We start from the raw sequence: 17,958 nt of genomic DNA on the forward strand, positions 1-17,958 counted from the left end.
CCATGGCAAAATCGGCATTGGTGATCAGCGCGCATTCGGCGGATTTCGTCTGGCGCTGCGCCGGCGCGATCGCGCTGCATGCGGAGAAGGGCTATGAAGTCATCGTGGTCTGCCTTTCCTACGGCGAGCGCGGCGAGAGTGCCAAACTGTGGAAGAATGCCGGCATGACGCTGGACCTGGTGAAATCCTCGCGCCGCAAGGAGGCCGAAAATGCGGCCCAGGCGCTTGGCGTGCACGACATCCAGTTCTTCGATCTCGGAGACTATCCGCTGGAAGTCGACCGCGAGGCGAAATACCGGCTGGTCGACGTCATCCGCAAAGTGCAGCCTGATTTCATGCTCTCCCATTCGAAATGGGATTCCTACAATACCGACCACATGTATGCGACGCAGGTGGCGCTTGAAGCGCGGATGATCGCCCAGGCCTGGGGCCACAACCCCGGCGAGACAATTCTCGGCGCGCCGCAGCTCTATCTTTTCGAGCCACACCAGACCGAGCAGATGGAATGGAAACCGGATGTCTTCCTCGACATATCAGGCGTCTGGGAGAAGAAATGGGCCGCCATCCAGTGCATGGAAGGGCAGGAGCACCTCTGGCATTATTACAAGAACGTCGCCGAGAACCGCGGCAATCACTTCATGCGCAATTCCGGCGGTCAGTCGGGCGGGCGCAAATCTACCCATGCCGAGGGTTTTCAGTCCGTGTTCCCGCGCACGGTGGATGAACTCTGATGGGTGTCGTTGTGCAGAATGTCTTGCGTGCCGACCAATCCGTGGTGGATCGCCTGGCCGCCTGCGGCGTGGCGACGGTGCATGAGGCGCAGGGCCGCAAGGGGCTGCTCGCCAGTTACATGCGGCCGATCTATCCGGGTGCGCGGATCGCGGCGAGCGCGGTCACCATCTCTGCGCCACCGGGCGATAACTGGATGGTGCATGTGGCGATCGAGCAATTGAAGCAGGGCGATATCCTTCTGCTAGCGCCGACCAGTCCGTGCGAGGACGGCTATTTCGGTGACCTGCTCGCGACCTCGGCCATGGCGCGGGGCTGCCGGGGCTTGATCATCGATGCCGGCGTCCGCGATGTGGCGGATCTGACGGCGATGAAGTTCCCGGTCTGGTCCAAGGCAATTTTCGCCCAGGGAACTGTCAAGGAGACCCTCGGCTCGGTCAATGTCCCCGTCGTCTGCGCCGGCGCACTGGTCAATCCGGGCGATGTGATCGTTGCCGATGACGACGGCGTCTGCGTCGTGCGGCGCGAGGAAGCGGCTGGGGTGGCTGACAAGGCCGAGGCGCGCGTGGCGGCGGAAGAAGGCAAGCGCAAGCGGCTCGCGGCTGGCGAGCTTGGCCTCGACATCTACGACATGCGCGGACGCCTCGCCGAGAAAGGGCTGAAATATGTCTGACGGCGGGCTGGTCGGTCCTGACGATGGCGTGCCTTGCATGTGGATGCGAGGTGGCACTTCGAAGGGCGGCTATTTCCTCGCCGGCGACCTGCCCGAGGATCGCGATAGCTTCCTTCTCCGCGTCATGGGTTCACCCGATCCGCGGCAGATCGATGGCATGGGTGGCGCCGATCCGCTGACTTCGAAAATTGCCGTGGTCACGCGCTCGGAGCGGCCGGGTGTCGATGTCGATTATCTCTTCCTGCAGGTTTTCGTCGATCAGCCTATCGTCACCGACGCGCAGAACTGCGGCAATATCCTCGCCGGGGTCGGCCCGTTTGCGATCGAGCGCGGATTGATCAAAGCGAGGGAGGGCGAGAGCGAGGTGCGGATTTTCATGGAGAATACCGGGCAGATCGCGACGGCCCGGGTCTCCACACCGAATGGCCGGGTGAGCTACTCCGGAGTGGCGCGGATAGATGGCGTGCCGGGCACAGCAGCACCGGTGCCAATCACCTTCGCCGACACGGCCGGATCGAGTTGCGGCGCGCTGCTGCCGACAGGCAACGCTATCGATGTGATCGACGGCGTGGAATGCACTCTGATCGACAACGGCATGCCTTGTGTGGTGATGCGGGCTGCCGATCTCGGGATCGAAGGCACGGAGACGCCGGAGGCACTGGAGGCGAACGCCGCATTGCGCGAAAAACTCGAGGCGATCCGCCTGACGGCCGGGCCGATGATGAATCTCGGCGATGTCACCAAAAAGAGCGTTCCGAAGATGACGATGGTCTCGCCCGCCCGAGCCGCCGGGGCGATCTCGACCCGCACCTTCATTCCGCACAAATGCCACGACGCCATCGGCGTGCTGGGGGCGGTCAGTGTTGCCACCGCCTGCCTGTTGCCGGAGGGACCGGCCGCCGAAATTGCGGTCATTCCCAAGGGCGGGGAGAAACTGATTTCGGTAGAACATCCCACGGGTGAAATGACTGTGATCGTGACAGTGAAAAACGGCGAGGTCACGAACGCGGCCGTGCTGCGGACGGCGCGCAAGCTGTTCGACGGCCGCGTTTTCGGGTGAGGTGAGGGGATGAAGATCGGCTTCCTCGGATATGGTGAAGCGGCGCGCGCCTTCCATGAAAGCCTGTCGCGGCAAGGGCTGGCTTTCATCGCCTATGACATTCTTCTCGGCCGCGATGACGAAACGATGAGCCGGGCGATTGAAAGCCGCGGCGGCATTGTCGCCAGCGCGATCGCCGGTCTGGCCGAAGCCGACTGGATCTTCAGCGCCGTCACCGCCGACCAGAGCCTGCTCGCGGTCGAGCCGCTGCTGCCGCATCTCAGGCAGGGCCAGGTGCTGATCGATATCAACTCGGTCTCGCCCGATCGCAAGCGGCAGACCGCTGTCGCTGTGGAAGCTGCGGGGGCAACTTATCTCGATATGGCCGTGATGGCGCCGGTCCATCCGCGCAAGCACCGGACGCCCGTCTTGATCGCAGGCGATGCGGCGGAGCGGTTGCTGCCGGAGCTCGAAGCGCTCGGCTTTTCCGCTTCGATCGCGGGTTCGGCGCCCGGCGCGGCCACCGCGATCAAGATGGTGCGTTCGCTTTTCATCAAAGGGCTGGAGGCGATCACCGTGGAGGCGTTGCTGGCTGCGCTGGCCGCCGGATGTTTCGGCGAGATTCTTGCATCGCTTTCCGGCTCCTTTCCCGGTCTCGACTGGCCGAAATTCGCGGAATACCAGTTCGAGCGGACCGCGATCCATGGCAAGCGTCGCGCGGCGGAGATGCAGGAAAGCGCCGCCACCCTCGATGCCCTGGGACTCAACGGTAATCTCGCTCGCGAGATCGCGCAGGTGCACGATAGGACTGGTGCATCAGGTGTTTGGAAGAGCGTCACTCTTGAGGAAACGGTGGCGCGTGTGCTTGCAGCTCGGTTGGGCGAGCAGCGCTAGAATGTATACATTCTAGCTTGGATGTGCGTTTGTGGGGACGTGGCTCGGCATCTTCTTGATATTGTGAGCGTCGTGCATACAATCCTACGGCAAGTGCAGGGTGGTCGATGCGTGCGTGACCCATTGGTCCGGAGTTGATATCCTGGTGCCGCATGGGGACTCGCCTGGAGGTGTTGGTGAAACAGAGTGAAACCGCGACGCATGGCCGAAGGGCCGTGATTGAGTTGCGCGAGAAGATTCTCAGCGGTGAATTGCAGGGCGGAACCCGTCTCTTCGAGGTGCCGCTGGCCGAGCTTCTCGACATTTCCCGCACGCCGGTTCGCGAGGCGCTTTCGCGGCTTACCGAAGAGGGGCTGCTCGATCGTTTGCCGAGCGGGGGGTTCGTGGTGCGACGCTTCGGTTTTTCCGACGTGATTGATGCCATAGAGGTACGTGGCGTGATGGAGGGCATGGCTGCACGGCTGGCGGCCGAGCGCGGTGTCGAGACGGAAGCGATTGAGAAGATTAGCGAAACTGTAAGATTGCTGGATGACTGTTTTGGCGAAAAGCTCGATGAGGTGGATTTCGACGCCTATTCGGAACTCAACGAACGCTTCCATCACCAGCTTGCGGCGCTCTCCGGTAGCGAGATGATCCGGCGCGAGGTCGAGCGGGCGAGTTCGCTGCCTTTCGCGTCACCCTCGGCCTTTCTGCCTGACAAGGCCGACATCGCCAGCTTTCGGCGTTCGTTGCGCGGTGCACAGGAGCAGCACCGGCTAATGGTGGCGGCGATTTCGGCCCGCGAAGGCAGTCGCGCCGAAGCGATTGCCCGGGAGCATGCGCGCACGGCGCGGCGCAATCTTGAATATATTCTGGCGGAAGATCCGGGGCTGATTTCCAAGGTTCGCGGGCTGGCATTCATTCGCCACTGACGCGGCAAAGCCGGCGTTTTCAATGGGGTGGCCTCGGGCTACCCCTTTTTCTTGCCTTCTCGATCCGGGTGCAGGCGAATTTTTGACTTGCAATTGGCCCGCAATCGGCGTTCAATGTATACATATTGAAATGCCCAGAGGGAGGAACTCAGATGGCAATGTCAAGCTTGACCGATGTCTTGAACAAGAATTCCAGTGCCGTGGAGATGCTACGCAATTCCAAGATCGGCATGTATGTATACCCGGTGGTCGCGGGCGAATTCACCAACTGGCGTGACGAACAGGCCGCATGGCGGAACTCGGCGGTGCTTTTCGATCAATCGCACCACATGGATGAACTCACGGTAGAAGGGCCTGATGCCGAGAAATTTCTCGCTTATCACGGCATCAACGCGTTCTCGAATTTCGACCTCAATCGCGCCAAGCATTTCGTGCCGGTGACGCCGAACGGGCATGTGATCGGCGACCAGATCGTGTTTCGTGAGCGGCAGGACAAATTCGTTCTCGTCGGCCGGGCGCCGACCTCCAATTGGCTGATGTTCTGCGCCGCTTATGGCAAGTGGAATGTGCGGCTCAAATACGATCCGCGCTCGCCGTCGCGGCCCGAGGGCGAGCGGGTCATCCGCACGCATTACCGCTACCAGATCCAGGGTCCGGACGCGCCGAAGATCTTCGAAAAGATGAATGGCGGGCCGATCCCCGACATCAAGTTCTTCCATGTCGATCAGATCAATGTCGGCTCCAAGAAGGTGAAGGCGCTGCGCCACGGCATGTCCGGTGCACCGGGCCTGGAAATCTGGGGTCCGTACGAGGACAAGAGCTATATCCTGTCCTGCATCCTCGAAGCGGCCAAGGCCGCGGGCGTCGATATTGTCCGTTGCGGCAGCCGCGCCTATTCGACCAATACGCTGGAATCGGGCTGGATCCCGTCGCCGCTGCCGGGCATCTATACCGGCGACGGCATGCTGGCGGCCTATCGCGACTGGCTCGGCGCAGACAGCTACGAGGCGATGGGGGCGATCGGCGGCAGCTTCGTGTCCGACAATATCGAGGACTACTACGTCAATCCGTTCGAACTCGGCTATGATTTCTATGTCGGCTGGAAGAAGGACGATTTCATCGGCAAGGCCGCGCTCGAGAAGATGAAGGGCCAGACGCACCGCAAGAAGGTGACATTCGAGTGGAACGCCGAGGACGTCGTCGATGTCATCGCCTCCGCCTTCCGGCCGGGCGAGGATCACTACAAGTGGATCGATTTCCCGCAGCCGAATTACGCCTCGACCAGCGCCGACCTGATCCTCAAGGGCGGCAAGAAGGTCGGCATGTCGATGTTCAACGGCTATTCCTACAACGAACGCTGCATGCTGTCGCTCGGCATCGTCAATCACGATATCGAGGTCGGCGAGGTGCTGACGCTGGTCTGGGGCGAGCCGAATGGCGGCTCCGGCAAGACCTCGACCGAGCGCCACAAGCAGAAGGAAATCCGCGTGCGCGTGTCGCCGACACCTTATGCGGCGGAAGCCCGTGAGCACTATGCCGATAGCTGGCGGACAAAGAAGGCCTCGTAGCGCTTTCTCGGATTTGCGATCAGCGAAGGAGCGGCGTCCTATGGGGTAGGGCGCCGTTTCTATTTTTCGCGACACTATTATTCTGTGGTCGACGAGCCAGTTGCGCGTTCGCCGATCGATCGACGATCGGCCTCATCAGGCAGATCGAGTGTGATGCGCGATCCGTTCTGGGCTGGCCGCCTCAGTGCCTGTTTTCGACACGCCTCGATCCTCAGAGCTTTAGCTTCATGCAATGCCTGAAGTCGGCTGCGCGACAGGCCGAGTTCGTTCGCCAGCATGCGGTCGAGCCGTAGACTAGTGGTGAACGGCGCCGAGAGATCGATCTGGAGTATGTTCCATCCTTCGATATCGCATGCCTCCGACTTGTCGATAAGGCAATCCGCGCACGCATCGATGCGCTTGGCAAAACGGCCGAGCGCGCCAATGTCGAATGCATGGCCGCGAATCCAGTTCGGGTCGTTGCTTTGCAGTGCCTCGAGCGTGGCGGGGTCGATATCCCGCACGTTTCGGCGTTCGAACAGCGTGCGGTTCCAAGTCTTGTCGCAACCGGTGCATTTGTAGATCAGCCACGCGTCGAGCCGCCTGCCGTTGGCGTTGAGCCTCGGCTTGTCACTGCATTTGAAGGGTCTTGGCCCGCCGCATCCGCTGCAGGTCATCCATGGTTGCGGTGCGTTGGTCGGAATGATGGTCCATTTTACATTGAGGATATTGGACATGCCGTCTTGGTCTTCCCTTGGGAAGTTCACCAGGATGGCGGCAGGGACAGCCCGTTACGGGCACGGCATGGCGAGGTTTCGGGTGACTGAAGAGTTGGCGGCAGCAGGTGCGCTGCGCATGGCACATTTCAACGATGCCAAACCGGTCTCAGACCACCACCCCGCGAACAGATCACGAGCCAGAATAGCGGATGCTATCCTGCCCCATGCGGGTGAATCTGGATGAGACCGGTGTTTACGACGGCAAAGCAGAACCTCAGGATGCCAAGCTTTTCATGATGAGAGATAGCAGAGGTTGCTCATCTCTTGAAGTGCAGAAAGGCCACAGTGAAACCTGGAGTGATCAGACGCTCAGGTGCTTTTCCAGCGTCTCGGGCGAGGCAAGCAGCGCCGCAGACGTGTCGCGATAGATGATGCCGCCGCGTTCCAGCACGATCACCTCGTCGGTCAACGGCAACACCTTGCGTGCCTTCTGCTCGACGATGATCGCCGACATGCCTTCGCCGGTGACGATGTTGCGGAGCGCTGCCAAGAGTTCATCGACGATGATCGGGGCGAGGCCTTCGAGTGGCTCGTCGAGCAGTAGAATCTTGGGGTTGAGCATCAACGCGCGGCCGACGGCCAACATCTGTTGTTCGCCACCCGAAAGCTGGTTGCCGAGGTTGCGGCTGCGCTCCTTGAGGCGCGGGAACATGCCGTAGACGCGCGCCGTATCCCATGGTCCGCGCCGCGCGATGGCCGTGAGGTTTTCCTCAACGGTCAGCGATCGAAAAATATTGCGCTCCTGCGGCACCCATCCGATGCCGAGTGCCGCGCGGTTTTCGGCGCGCAGCCGGCTGATGTCGCGGCTGGCGAAGTGGATCGTGCCGGAATGCCGGGTGGTGACGCCGACGATCGAATTGAGGAGCGTGGTCTTGCCGGCGCCGTTGCGACCCAGGAGTGCCAGCGACCGGCCTTCTTCGAGCGAGAATTCGACCTGTGCCAGCACCTTAGCATCGCCATAGCCGGCGACGAGCTTATCCACGCGGAGCAGTTCGGCCATCACGCATCCTCCCCGAGGTAGATGGCCTTGACTTGCGGGTTCTTAGATATCTCAGCGACCGTGCCTTCGGCGAAGAGCGCGCCTGCAGCGAGCACGGAGATACGATCGGCGAAGGAGAAGACGAGGTCCATGTCGTGCTCGATCAGCACGACGGTCACATCGGCGGGAAGTTCGCGGACCAGCGCCAGCACTTCGTGCCGCTCCTCCTCGGGCACGCCGGCGGCTGGCTCGTCTAGCAGCAGCACGCGCGGCTTGGCTGCTATCGCGAGTGCGATCTCCAGTAGGCGCTGCTTGCCATAGGGCAGGAGCGTAGTGGGCGAGCCCATGACGTCGGCGAGCCGGAACCGCTCGATGATCGCGGCGGCCTCGTCGATGATCTTGCGTTCCGATGGCAGTGCCTGCCATGCCAGACGCCCGCGGCCTTCGCGTTCGGATATGGCCAGCATCACCGATTCGAGCGGCGTAAAATCGCCGAACAACTGGTTGATCTGGAACGTGCGGGTCAATCCACGACCGACACGCTTATGGGCGGGCAGGGTGGTGATCTCCTCGCCGCCAAGAAGCACCTGTCCGCTGTCTGCGGTCAGCACGCCGGTCAGGAGGTTTATGATCGTCGTCTTGCCGGCACCGTTCGGGCCGATCAGCGCATGGCGCGCGCCCTGGGCGATCTTGAGCGACACATCACTGGTCACGACGAAGCCGCCGAAGCGTTTTGTCAGATTGCGGGTTTCGAGCGCGAAAGTCATGGATGATCCTCCGCAGCCGCAGCCGCAGCCGCCGCCTTCGCCTTGGCCAGCCGACGGCTTTCCGAGCCCGGCAGGAAATTCTGCCAGCGCGTGATGCGCTCGCGGCCGATCAGCACGATGACGATCAAGATCAGGCCGATCCAGAACATCCAGTATTGCGGAGTGATGATGGAGAGCCAGTCACGGAGGATCGAGAAGATCACCGCTCCGATCAGCCCGCCATAGAGATAACCGGCGCCGCCTATCACCAAGACCAGCAGCACATCGGCGGAACGGCTGAAGGCCAGCACATCGAGCGAAACGAAGCTGGTTGTCTGGGCGAGAAGCGCGCCTGACATGCCGGCATAGATCGCGGAGATCGTATAGACAGCCACGATCCGCCGTGTCGGTGAGATGCCGAGCATCTCGGCGCGCCGCGTGTTGCGTTTGATCGCCTTCAGCGACAGGCCGAAAGGTGAGTTGACGATGCGGCGGGCGACGAACATCAGCAACATCAGCACGACAAGCGCATAGATATAGCCGGCGCGGCCCCAGAGATCGAACTCGAACAGGCCGAGGATGGGCGTGATCGTGATGCCGTTCAGGCCGTCCGCTCCGCCGGTCAGCCAGGCGGCCTGATTGGCGAGTTCGGCGAGCAGCATGGCGACGCCGAAGGTCGTCATCAGCCGGGTGAGATCGGAGCCGCGCAACACGAGAAAACTCGTCACGAAACCGAAGGCGCCGCTGATCAGGCCGGCTGCGATCAGCCCGGTGACCGGCTCGGTGGCGACATGGATCGAGAACAACCCGGCCGCATAGGCGCCGAGGCCGAAGAAGGCGGTATGTCCGAGCGAGACGATGCCGGCATAGCCGAGGATCAGGTCGAGCGAGATGGCGAACAGCGCCAGTATGGCGATTTCGGTGAGGATGAGGGATTTCGACGGCAGCACGAAGATCGCCGCGAGCGCGATGAGCCAGATGGCGATTTCCCAGATCCGCCAGCGGCTTGCACTTCGAAGCTGCGATAGTGCCTGATGCGCGGCGTTGCTCACGTTCTCCTTCATCGGCCGCCTTCCCGCGAGAAGAGGCCGTGCGGACGCACGATCAGGACGAGGATCATCACTGCATAGATGATGAAAGCGCCGAACTGCGGCAGGTAATATTTGCCGGCGACATCGGCGATGCCGAGTAACAAAGCTGCGATGAAGGGCCCGGTGATCGAGGATGTGCCGCCGACGGTCACCACGATCATGAAATAGATCAGGAATTTAAGCGGGAAATTCGGGTCCAGTCCGAGCAGCTCGGTGCCCAGCGCACCGCCCAGGCCGGCGAGACCAGAGCCGAGCGCGAAGGTCAGCGCGAAGATCAGCGAGACGTTGATGCCGAGCCCGCGTGCCACGCGTCCGTCATCCACGGCTGCACGCAACTGGCTGCCGAAGCGGGTCTTCGTGAGCGCTAGCTGCAGGCCGACCGCGAGTACCGCGCAGATGGCGATGATGAATAGCCTGTAGCGGCCGATGCCCACGCCCAGGAAGTCGAACCGGCCCTGGAGTGATGGCGGCAGGTTGATCATCTGCTGCTGGCCGCCCATGAAATAGTCCACCGCAGCGATCGCCATGAAGACGAGGCCGATCGAGAACAGAACCTGATCGAGATGCGATGCCGAATAGAGCCGCCGGTAGAGCAGGCGCTCGAGAATGGCGCCGGCGAGGGCGGTGACGATGAAGGCCGCCGGCAGGCACAAGTAGAAGGAGATGCCATAGCGGTTCATGAGAAGAACGGTGACATAGCCACCCGCCATGGCGAAGGCACCATGGGCGAGATTGATGAAATTCATCAGGCCAAGCGTGATGGAGAGACCGCAGGCGAGAACGAAAAGAAGCATGCCATAAGCAATGCCGTCGAACAGGATTGTCAGCATGTTTCCTCGGCCTTCAGAGGCGCCTGAGGCAGCGGGATTTACCGCCGCCTGCCTTTGATCGGGCTACTTGACGAAAGGATCCTTGATCTTTTCGTATTTGGCGAACTCGACATTGTAAAGTTCGCCGTCGACTTCCTTGACCTCGCGGATATAGATGTCCTGGATGGGATCGCGGGTGGCGGGATCGATCGACATCGGGCCGCGCGGGCTGACCCAGGATTGACCCTTCATCGCCTCGATGAGCTTGGTGCCATCGGTATCACCGCCGGTCTTTTCAAGCGCGGCATAGGCCAGATGCATGGCGTCGTAGCCGCCGACGCACATGAAGTTCGGCCGCATGTTGTTGTTGGCCTTGCGGACCTCGGCGACGAAAGCCTTGTTCTCCGGGCTGTCGTGATTGGCCGAGTAGAAGTGACCGGTGATGACGCCCTTCGCGGCCGGGCCGATATTCTGCAGCAGGTCGTCGTCGGTGACGTCGCCGGTGGCGATCAGTTTGATACCTGCTTCGGCGAGACCGCGATCGATGAACTGCTTCATGAACAGCGCGCCGACGCCCGAGGGTACGAAGACGAAGAGCGCATCCGGTTTCGCATCGCGGACGCGTTGCAGGAACGGTGCGAAATCCGGGTTCTGCAAGGGCACGCGAATGGCCTCGACGATTTCACCGCCCTTTGCCTTGTACTCGTCGGTGAAGCCCTTCTCGATGTCGTGGCCGGGGCCGTAATCGGTGACCAGGGTGACGACGCGCTTGATGCCGTTTTCCACGGCCCATGTTGCCACGGGCACTGCGGATTGCGGTCCGGCCATGCTGGTGCGGGCATAATATTCGGACTTGCTGGTGATGATCGACGTCGTGGCCGAGGTGATGATGGCCGGAATCTTTGCCTGGGCGAGGAGGGGGGCGACCGACAGGGCGAGGGGCGTCAGGCCGAAGCCCACGAGTATGTTGGCGCCTTCGCCGGTGATCAGTTCCTGGGCGATACGGCGGGTCTGGTCGGCCGTGCCGGCATCGTCACGCAGCACGACCTCGATCGTCTTGCCGGCAACGGTGTTGCCGTGGAGAGCCATATAGGCGTTCACACCGGCCTGCACTTGACGTCCGGTTGAGGCGAAGGGTCCGGTCATCGGCAGGATCAGGCCGATCTTGACCGTTTCAGCGGCGAAGGCCGGGGAGCGGATAAGGGCCGCGGTCATCGTGCCGGCGACAAAAAGTCTTCTGGTAATCATATGCATTCCTCCCGATTGATTGAAATCCTGCCGTCACTCTGTTCCGGTGCGGTCTCTATCGGCGTGGAACTCCACCCATGCCGTATCCAGTCTGTTTGTCGCCAATTCCTCCCGAATGACGCAAGCTGATCCGCGATCCCATCGAGGCTATGGCAAAGCCGTCATCCCGGCAATTTCGTTCTTCTCATGGGCCATAAGCGCAAGTTATAGATGCGTGTTATCCGGTGTGACATTCGACAAGCATCGGCCATTGCGAATTTCGGCGTCTGTCGACGCTATGTCAAGAAATGTATTCCTGATTTTGTCGAAATATTACCAAAACGCATGGAAATGGCTTGCCTGCGCGAATTCAGCCCCGAATTATCTCGGAAAATGTATGCATGCCGGAATGAGGCTTGCCTTTTTTCTCGTTCCGGACGCTATCCGTCTTGTACTGGATGCCATCAAAAATTGGACGAAGAGACGAACCAACCCCTGACCAATCAGTTGCCAAGCCGATGGCCGGAGACTTCGGAACCGGCATCTCGGGACAGGCTCAGGAAGCGCAGCGATGCGGCCACGCCGAGCAGGCCGATGACGAGGAAAGCCCAGCGGAAATCGGTAATCGACATGCCTTGGGCGCCACGGGCCGTTTCCGAAATATTGAGCACGGCAGCGGCAACGGCGACGCCGAGCAGCATGGAGATCTGTTGCAGCATGCTCGAAAGCGTCGAGGCCGAGCTGCGCTGCGCCGGCGTGATGTCGGCAAAGCCGATCGTGTTCAGCGCCGTGAACTGCATGGAGCGCGTCAGGCCGGCGAAGAAGAAGAGGACGAGCGTGATCGCTTCCGGCGTTTCGCGTGACAGCGCAGCACAAGCTGCGATCGATCCGCAGGCGAGGACGCCATTGACCACCAGCACCGTGCGGAACCCGTAGCGCCGCAGGAGCCGCGTGGTGACGGATTTCATGGCCAGGTTGCCTGCGAAATAGACGAGAAGATAGGTTCCAGTGGCGATCGCATCGAGACCGAAACCCACCTGAAGCGAGAGTGGGATCAAGAACGGCATGGCGTTGATCGAAAGCCTGACTGCGGTTCCGGCGGAAAGCGTCGAGAGCGCGAAGGTCTGGATCTTGAACGGTGAAAGGTCGAGCAGAGGATTGGCGACCCGCTGGAAGTGCCAGGTCGCGACAACGCCGAACACGACCCCACCCGCCAGCAGAAGGCCGATCAACGGGAGTGCGGCGCTGCCATGGGTGAAGGCTTCAAGCCCGGCTAGCAGCAGGGTCAGCCCTAGCGCCGATAACAGGAATCCGGGTATGTCGAGCTTGCCGGCGCCATCGTCGCGCTGGTCGGGCACGAACATCCAGACAAGGACGAGGCCCAGGATTCCGATCGGAATATTGACGAGGAAATTCCACTGCCAGGAGAAGTAAGTGGTGATGAAGCTGCCGAGCACTGGGCCGATGACCGGTGCGATCAGCGCGGGCCAGGTTATCAACGCCACCGCGTTGACCAGTTCCGATTTCGGCGCGTTCTTGAGCACGATGACCCGGCCGATCGGGTTCATCAGGGCGGCGCCAAACCCTTGCACGGCACGGGCGGCGATGAACTGGCCGAGACTTTCCGCCAGGCCACAGAACAGCGAGGCGAGCGTGAAGATGGCGATCGCCGCCATGAAGATGTTGCGCGCGCCGAAGCGATCGCCCAGCCAGCCCGATAGCGGGATGAAGGCCGCCATGGTGAGCATATAAACCGTCAGGCCGATGCTCATCGACACCGCCGGAACGCCGAAATCCAGACCCATCTGGGGGAGCGACGTAATGACGATCGTGCCATCCAGCATCTGCATGAAGAAGGAGACAGCCACTACGAGCGCCACGATCCGTGAGCGATTCGCGGCGGTGGAAGCTTCTCCGCTGTTGCTATCTGTGTCGTTGCTGAGAGTCGTCATTCAGCGACACTAATCTCAAAACTCGCGGCGGGGGAATGCCCGATCAGCCAATTGAGCCCGGTCGCGACACTTTGCCGTCAATTGACTTATGTCAAATGCCGCCTTCCTTGACGGATTCCATTGCGACTGATGTGGAGGTGCTGGCGACATGCGGAAGGCTGGAGATTTTCTCGCCCAGCACCTGCCGGTATTTCCTGATATCCGATGTCCGGACCTTGAGCAGATAGTCGATGCGGCCCGCGATCATGTGGCATTCCTCGACCTCCTTGATCTTGCGCACGGCGGCGTTGAACTCGCTGAGCGCCTGTTCCTTGGTGTCCGACAGCTTGACCTCGGCAAAAGCGATATGATCCATGCCGAGCTTGCGCTGGTTGATGCGGGCATGGAAGCCTTCGATATAGCCCTCGTCGATGAGTTTCCTGAGCCGCACCTGGCATGGTGTCTTGGACAGGCCGACCACCGACGAGAGATCGGTGATTGACATTCTGCCGTCACTCGCCAGTGCATCGAGGATGCGATGATCGAATTGGTCCAATTCACTTTCGTGCTGCTCTTGTGTAGCCATAACGCCCAATATCTCCTCGATTTATGGAGAAATAGCGCTGGATACTGAGCAATTCAAGTCTGAAATCCTTCGCCTAAACTGGTAGGTTTCCGGCAATCCCGCAAGGCAAGGACCGGCGAAATTCGCGAAAGCGCGGCAGAATTGATTCTGCTAAGCTCCGCCCGCCGGCATGCCGATATGCGGTTGGGATGGCTTGGTGGAGAACTGCCGAAATGAACCTTCAGACGATCGATAAGAACAAGAACCTGTTTGCCGAGTTCGCACCGCCCATCCGGCCGCAGAGCCCGCTCCGGCAGGCGATCACCGCGGCCTACCGGCGCGACGAGGCCGAATGCGTGCTGCCGCTGATCGAGGCCGCGACGCTTTCACCACGCCTCAAGGAAGCATCACGCGGAACGGCCCGCAAGCTGATCACCGCGCTCCGCGCCAAGCATTCCGGTTCCGGCGTCGAGGGGCTGGTGCACGAATATTCGCTCTCCAGCCAGGAAGGCGTGGCGCTGATGTGCCTGGCCGAAGCGCTGCTTCGCATTCCCGACACCGATACGCGCGACGCGCTGATCCGCGACAAGATTTCGGAAGGCGACTGGAAATCGCATATCGGCGGCGGCAAGTCGCTGTTCGTCAACGCCGCGACCTGGGGCCTCGTCGTGACCGGCAAGCTGACCTCCACGGTCAACGACCGCAGCCTGTCGGCGGCGCTGACCCGGCTGATCGCGCGTGCGGGCGAACCCGTGATCCGCCGTGGCGTCGACATGGCGATGCGGATGATGGGCGAGCAGTTCGTCACCGGCGAGACGATCGAGGAAGCGCTCAAGCGTTCCAAGGCGCTGGAACAGAGGGGCTTCCGCTATTCCTACGACATGCTGGGCGAGGCCGCGACGACCGGCGCCGATGCCGAGCGATACTACAAGGACTATGAGAACGCGATCCACGCCATCGGCAAGGCCTCGGCCGGGCGGGGCATCTATGAAGGTCCCGGCATTTCGATCAAGCTCTCGGCGCTGCATCCGCGCTATTCGCGGTCGCAATCGGCCCGCGTGATGAGCGAACTGGTGCCCAAGGTGAAGGCGCTCGCGCGGATCGCCAAGAGCTATGACATCGGCCTCAATATCGATGCCGAGGAAGCCGATCGGCTGGAGTTGTCACTCGATATTCTCGAAGAGCTTTGCCTTGACCGGTCGCTCGCAGGCTGGAACGGCATGGGCTTCGTGGTGCAGGCCTACGGCAAGCGCTGCCCCTACGTGCTTGATTTCATCATCGATCTCGCGCGCCGCGCCAATCGCCGCATCATGGTGCGGTTGGTCAAGGGCGCTTATTGGGACGCCGAGATCAAGCGCGCGCAGCTCGATGGGCTCGAAAGCTTCCCGGTCTTCACCCGCAAGATCCATACCGACATTTCCTATATCGCCTGCGCGAAGAAATTGCTGGCGGCCACCGATTATGTGTTCCCGCAATTCGCCAGCCACAATGCCCAGACGCTGGCGACGATCTATCATCTCGCCGGCGGCGATTTCCGGGTCGGCAATTACGAGTTCCAATGCCTGCATGGCATGGGCGAGCCGCTCTACGACGAGGTGGTCGGCAAGGACAATCTCGATCGACCGTGCCGCATCTACGCGCCGGTCGGCACGCATGAGACGCTGCTCGCCTATCTGGTGCGGCGCCTGCTCGAAAACGGCGCGAACTCCTCCTTCGTCAACCGCATCGCCGATCCCAAGGTCTCGATCGACGAACTGATAACCGATCCGGTCGATGTCGCCTGCGCGCTCCCGGTGCCCGGCGCCGGGCATGACCAGATCGCCTTGCCACGTCGGATTTTCGGCGCCTCGAGGAGTAATTCCGCAGGCCTCGATCTCTCGAACGAAGATCTGCTTTCGGACCTTTCCACAGCGCTCCAGGCTTCGACCGAGTTGAATTGGGATGCGCGTCCACTGTTGGCATCCGACGCGATGCCCGGCGAGGCACGGCCGGTTCGCAATCCCGGCGACCGCAATGATGTGGTCGGCACGGTGACCGAAGCGTCGGATGAGGACGCGCGCACGGCTGTCGCACTGGCATCGGGTAATGCGGCGCAATGGGCCGCCGTCTCGCCCACCGAACGTGCCGCCTGCCTCGATCGCGCCGCCGACCTGATGGAATCGCGGACCCAGCAATTGCTCGGCCTGATCATGCGCGAGGCCGGCAAATCCGCGCCGAATGCCATTGCCGAAGTGCGTGAGGCGGTGGATTTCCTGCGCTACTATGCCGATCAGGCACGCCGGACGCTTGGTCCCGGTCACAAGCCGGTCGGCCCCGTCGTTTGCATCAGCCCGTGGAATTTCCCGTTGGCGATCTTCACCGGCCAGGTTGCCGCAGCGCTCGTCGCAGGCAACCCGGTTCTGGCGAAGCCCGCCGAGGAAACGCCGCTGATCGCGGCTGAATCTGTTCGAATCCTGCATGAGGCCGGCGTGCCGGTCAGCGCTCTGCAATTCGTGCCCGGCGATGGACGGGTGGGTGCCGCCCTTGTCGGCGCGGCCGAGACGGCGGCCGTGATGTTCACCGGTTCGACGGAAGTTGCCCGGTTGATCCAGGCCCAATTAGCCGCGCGGCTGTCGGCATCCGGTCGGCCGATCCCGCTGATCGCCGAGACCGGCGGGCAGAACGCCATGATCGTTGACTCGTCAGCCTTGGCCGAACAAGTCGTCGCAGATGTCATCGCCTCGGCCTTCGACAGCGCCGGCCAGCGCTGCTCGGCACTGCGTATTCTTTGCCTGCAGGAGGATGTCGCCGATCGCACGCTCGCCATGCTCAAGGGTGCGCTCAAGGAACTCAGCATCGGCCGTACCGACCGGCTGTCGGTCGATGTCGGTCCTGTTATCACCGACGAAGCCAAAGGCATTATCGAAAAACATGTCGACGCCATGCGTGGCCTCGGTCGTCCGGTCGAACAGGTCGAACTCAGGGGTGAGACGGAGGAAGGCACGTTCGTGCCGCCGACGATCATCGAACTCGACAGGCTCTCCGACCTCAAGCGCGAGGTGTTCGGTCCCGTCCTGCACGTGATCCGCTACAAGCGCGAGGATATCGACCGGCTGATCGACGATATCAACGCCACCGGCTACGGCCTGACCTTCGGCCTGCATACGCGGCTGGACGAGACGATCGCGCACGTGACCGGCCGCATCAAGGCAGGCAATCTCTACGTCAATCGCAACGTCATTGGCGCGGTGGTTGGCGTGCAGCCGTTCGGCGGGCGCGGGCTGTCCGGTACGGGTCCGAAGGCCGGTGGGCCGCTCTATCTCGGGCGGCTGGTGCAGGTTCCGCCGGTGCCGCCGCACCACAGTTCCGTCCATACCGACGTGGCATTGCTCGATTTCGCGCTCTGGCTCGATGGCAGGGGTGCGAAAGATGCGGCAAATGCGGCGCGCGACTATGGCAGCATCTCGGCGCTGGGCTTGGCCTCGGAGCTTCCCGGCCCTGTCGGTGAGCGAAACATCTACGCGCTGCATCCGCGCGGCCACATCCTGCTCGCGCCGCAGTCCGAGGAGGGACTGTACCGCCAATTGGCGCTGGCGCTTTCGACCGGCAACCGCGTGACGATCGACAAGTCATCCGGTCTGGATGCTTCACTCGCCGGTGTGCCGCAATCCGTCGCGTCGCGCGTGACCTGGGCCTCGGATTGGGCCGCGGCAAGCCCGTTTGCCGGTGCATTGGTTGAGGGTGACGGCGAGCGCGTCCGGACCATCAACCAGGCGATCGCGGCACTCCCCGGCCCGCTGGTGCTCGTCCAGTCCGCTTCGACAGCGGATATCCAGGCCGGCGAGCCGTACAGCTTGAACTGGCTACTCGAGGAGGTTTCGACCTCGATCAACACGGCGGCGGCCGGCGGCAATGCCAGCCTGATGAGCATCGGCTGACATTTCAGTCCAGAATTGAACGGCTGCTGCCATGCGTTGTCAGCATGTTCCTGCATCTGAGCTAGCGGATTGCTTCGGCAGTCCGCTATTCTTTTGTTGATATGTTGAGTCTCTCAACCGG

15 protein-coding genes are annotated in these 17,958 nt (G+C 61.7%); 7 read left to right on the top strand and 8 right to left on the bottom strand.

Annotation, left to right across the window (positions count from 1 at the left end; all coding sequences use genetic code 11):
- Nucleotides 1-2 precede the first annotated feature (2 nt).
- The 6 genes from ACSQ26_RS06875 to ligM all read left to right on the top strand — a co-directional run bounded on the left by ACSQ26_RS06875 (nt 3) and on the right by ligM (nt 5,814).
- Nucleotides 3-731, top strand: coding sequence for a PIG-L deacetylase family protein (locus ACSQ26_RS06875; protein ID WP_436007544.1), 729 nt, complete (start codon nt 3-5; stop codon nt 729-731).
- Nucleotides 731-1,402 carry a 4-carboxy-4-hydroxy-2-oxoadipate aldolase/oxaloacetate decarboxylase gene (locus ACSQ26_RS06880; protein ID WP_436007546.1) on the top strand — a complete coding sequence of 224 codons (672 nt, stop codon included), beginning with the start codon at nt 731-733 and terminating at the stop codon, nt 1,400-1,402. The genes ACSQ26_RS06875 and ACSQ26_RS06880 overlap by 1 nt, the downstream gene beginning before the upstream one ends.
- On the top strand, nt 1,395-2,462 hold the full coding sequence (locus ACSQ26_RS06885) for a 4-oxalomesaconate tautomerase (protein ID WP_436007548.1): 1,068 nt from the start codon (nt 1,395-1,397) through the stop codon (nt 2,460-2,462). Before ACSQ26_RS06880 ends, ACSQ26_RS06885 begins: the two co-directional genes overlap by 8 nt.
- Nucleotides 2,463-2,471: 9 nt before the next feature.
- Nucleotides 2,472-3,335 carry a DUF1932 domain-containing protein gene (locus tag ACSQ26_RS06890; RefSeq protein WP_436007550.1) on the top strand — a complete coding sequence of 288 codons (864 nt, stop codon included), beginning with the start codon at nt 2,472-2,474 and terminating at the stop codon, nt 3,333-3,335.
- Nucleotides 3,336-3,511: 176 nt separating this feature from the next.
- The gene (locus tag ACSQ26_RS06895) at nt 3,512-4,246 is read left to right on the top strand and encodes a GntR family transcriptional regulator (protein WP_436007552.1); all 735 of its coding nucleotides are present in this window, start codon (nt 3,512-3,514) and stop codon (nt 4,244-4,246) included.
- 152 nt (nt 4,247-4,398) lie between these two features.
- Nucleotides 4,399-5,814: a vanillate/3-O-methylgallate O-demethylase gene (ligM, locus tag ACSQ26_RS06900; RefSeq protein WP_436007554.1), complete on the top strand. Its 1,416-nt coding sequence runs from the start codon at nt 4,399-4,401 to the stop codon at nt 5,812-5,814.
- A gap of 77 nt (nt 5,815-5,891) precedes the next feature.
- Here ligM and ACSQ26_RS06905 read toward each other — a convergent pair whose 3' ends face one another.
- The 8 genes from ACSQ26_RS06905 to ACSQ26_RS06940 all read right to left on the bottom strand — a co-directional run bounded on the left by ACSQ26_RS06905 (nt 5,892) and on the right by ACSQ26_RS06940 (nt 13,941).
- Nucleotides 5,892-6,530, bottom strand: coding sequence for a DUF1062 domain-containing protein (locus ACSQ26_RS06905; RefSeq protein ID WP_436007556.1), 639 nt, complete (start codon nt 6,528-6,530; stop codon nt 5,892-5,894).
- Nucleotides 6,531-6,873: 343 nt separating this feature from the next.
- Nucleotides 6,874-7,572, bottom strand: coding sequence for an ABC transporter ATP-binding protein (locus ACSQ26_RS06910; protein ID WP_436007558.1), 699 nt, complete (start codon nt 7,570-7,572; stop codon nt 6,874-6,876).
- Nucleotides 7,572-8,318, bottom strand: a complete 747-nt coding sequence (locus ACSQ26_RS06915; protein ID WP_436007560.1) for an ABC transporter ATP-binding protein — start codon at nt 8,316-8,318, stop codon at nt 7,572-7,574. Before ACSQ26_RS06915 ends, ACSQ26_RS06910 begins: the two co-directional genes overlap by 1 nt.
- Nucleotides 8,315-9,361, bottom strand: coding sequence for a branched-chain amino acid ABC transporter permease (locus ACSQ26_RS06920; RefSeq protein ID WP_436007562.1), 1,047 nt, complete (start codon nt 9,359-9,361; stop codon nt 8,315-8,317). Before ACSQ26_RS06920 ends, ACSQ26_RS06915 begins: the two co-directional genes overlap by 4 nt.
- Entirely contained in the window at nt 9,358-10,218 is an 861-nt protein-coding gene (locus ACSQ26_RS06925) for a branched-chain amino acid ABC transporter permease (protein ID WP_436007564.1), read from the bottom strand. Before ACSQ26_RS06925 ends, ACSQ26_RS06920 begins: the two co-directional genes overlap by 4 nt.
- A gap of 63 nt (nt 10,219-10,281) precedes the next feature.
- Complete coding sequence (locus ACSQ26_RS06930; RefSeq protein ID WP_436007566.1) at nt 10,282-11,445, bottom strand: ABC transporter substrate-binding protein; 1,164 nt, start codon at nt 11,443-11,445, stop codon at nt 10,282-10,284.
- A 482-nt stretch (nt 11,446-11,927) separates the two neighbouring features.
- Nucleotides 11,928-13,376: an MFS transporter gene (locus ACSQ26_RS06935; RefSeq protein WP_436007568.1), complete on the bottom strand. Its 1,449-nt coding sequence runs from the start codon at nt 13,374-13,376 to the stop codon at nt 11,928-11,930.
- Nucleotides 13,377-13,467: 91 nt separating this feature from the next.
- Nucleotides 13,468-13,941, bottom strand: a complete 474-nt coding sequence (locus tag ACSQ26_RS06940) for an Lrp/AsnC family transcriptional regulator (RefSeq protein ID WP_436007570.1) — start codon at nt 13,939-13,941, stop codon at nt 13,468-13,470.
- A gap of 212 nt (nt 13,942-14,153) precedes the next feature.
- On the opposite strand from ACSQ26_RS06940, the gene putA reads away from it, so the two are divergent.
- Nucleotides 14,154-17,837: a trifunctional transcriptional regulator/proline dehydrogenase/L-glutamate gamma-semialdehyde dehydrogenase gene (gene putA, locus ACSQ26_RS06945; RefSeq protein WP_436007572.1), complete on the top strand. Its 3,684-nt coding sequence runs from the start codon at nt 14,154-14,156 to the stop codon at nt 17,835-17,837.
- Nucleotides 17,838-17,958 lie beyond the last annotated feature (121 nt).

Origin of the sequence: Rhizobium sp. LjRoot254, assembly GCF_964254105.1 — a bacterium.
Lineage (GTDB): Bacteria > Pseudomonadota > Alphaproteobacteria > Rhizobiales > Rhizobiaceae > Rhizobium_E.

Bases quoted from the DNA above. Each gene is read 5' to 3' on its own strand.
- ACSQ26_RS06875 (WP_436007544.1), top strand. From the start codon at position 3: ATGGCAAAATCGGCATTGGTGATCAGCGCGCATTCGGCGGATTTCGTC.
- ACSQ26_RS06880 (WP_436007546.1), top strand. From the start codon at position 731: ATGGGTGTCGTTGTGCAGAATGTCTTGCGTGCCGACCAATCCGTGGTG.
- ACSQ26_RS06885 (WP_436007548.1), top strand. From the start codon at position 1,395: ATGTCTGACGGCGGGCTGGTCGGTCCTGACGATGGCGTGCCTTGCATG.
- ACSQ26_RS06890 (WP_436007550.1), top strand. From the start codon at position 2,472: ATGAAGATCGGCTTCCTCGGATATGGTGAAGCGGCGCGCGCCTTCCAT.
- ligM (WP_436007554.1), top strand. From the start codon at position 4,399: ATGGCAATGTCAAGCTTGACCGATGTCTTGAACAAGAATTCCAGTGCC.
- ACSQ26_RS06905 (WP_436007556.1), bottom strand. From the start codon at position 6,530: ATGTCCAATATCCTCAATGTAAAATGGACCATCATTCCGACCAACGCA.
- ACSQ26_RS06910 (WP_436007558.1), bottom strand. From the start codon at position 7,572: ATGGCCGAACTGCTCCGCGTGGATAAGCTCGTCGCCGGCTATGGCGAT.
- ACSQ26_RS06915 (WP_436007560.1), bottom strand. From the start codon at position 8,318: ATGACTTTCGCGCTCGAAACCCGCAATCTGACAAAACGCTTCGGCGGC.
- ACSQ26_RS06920 (WP_436007562.1), bottom strand. From the start codon at position 9,361: ATGAAGGAGAACGTGAGCAACGCCGCGCATCAGGCACTATCGCAGCTT.
- ACSQ26_RS06925 (WP_436007564.1), bottom strand. From the start codon at position 10,218: ATGCTGACAATCCTGTTCGACGGCATTGCTTATGGCATGCTTCTTTTC.
- ACSQ26_RS06930 (WP_436007566.1), bottom strand. From the start codon at position 11,445: ATGATTACCAGAAGACTTTTTGTCGCCGGCACGATGACCGCGGCCCTT.
- ACSQ26_RS06935 (WP_436007568.1), bottom strand. From the start codon at position 13,376: ATGACGACTCTCAGCAACGACACAGATAGCAACAGCGGAGAAGCTTCC.
- ACSQ26_RS06940 (WP_436007570.1), bottom strand. From the start codon at position 13,941: ATGGCTACACAAGAGCAGCACGAAAGTGAATTGGACCAATTCGATCAT.
- putA (WP_436007572.1), top strand. From the start codon at position 14,154: ATGAACCTTCAGACGATCGATAAGAACAAGAACCTGTTTGCCGAGTTC.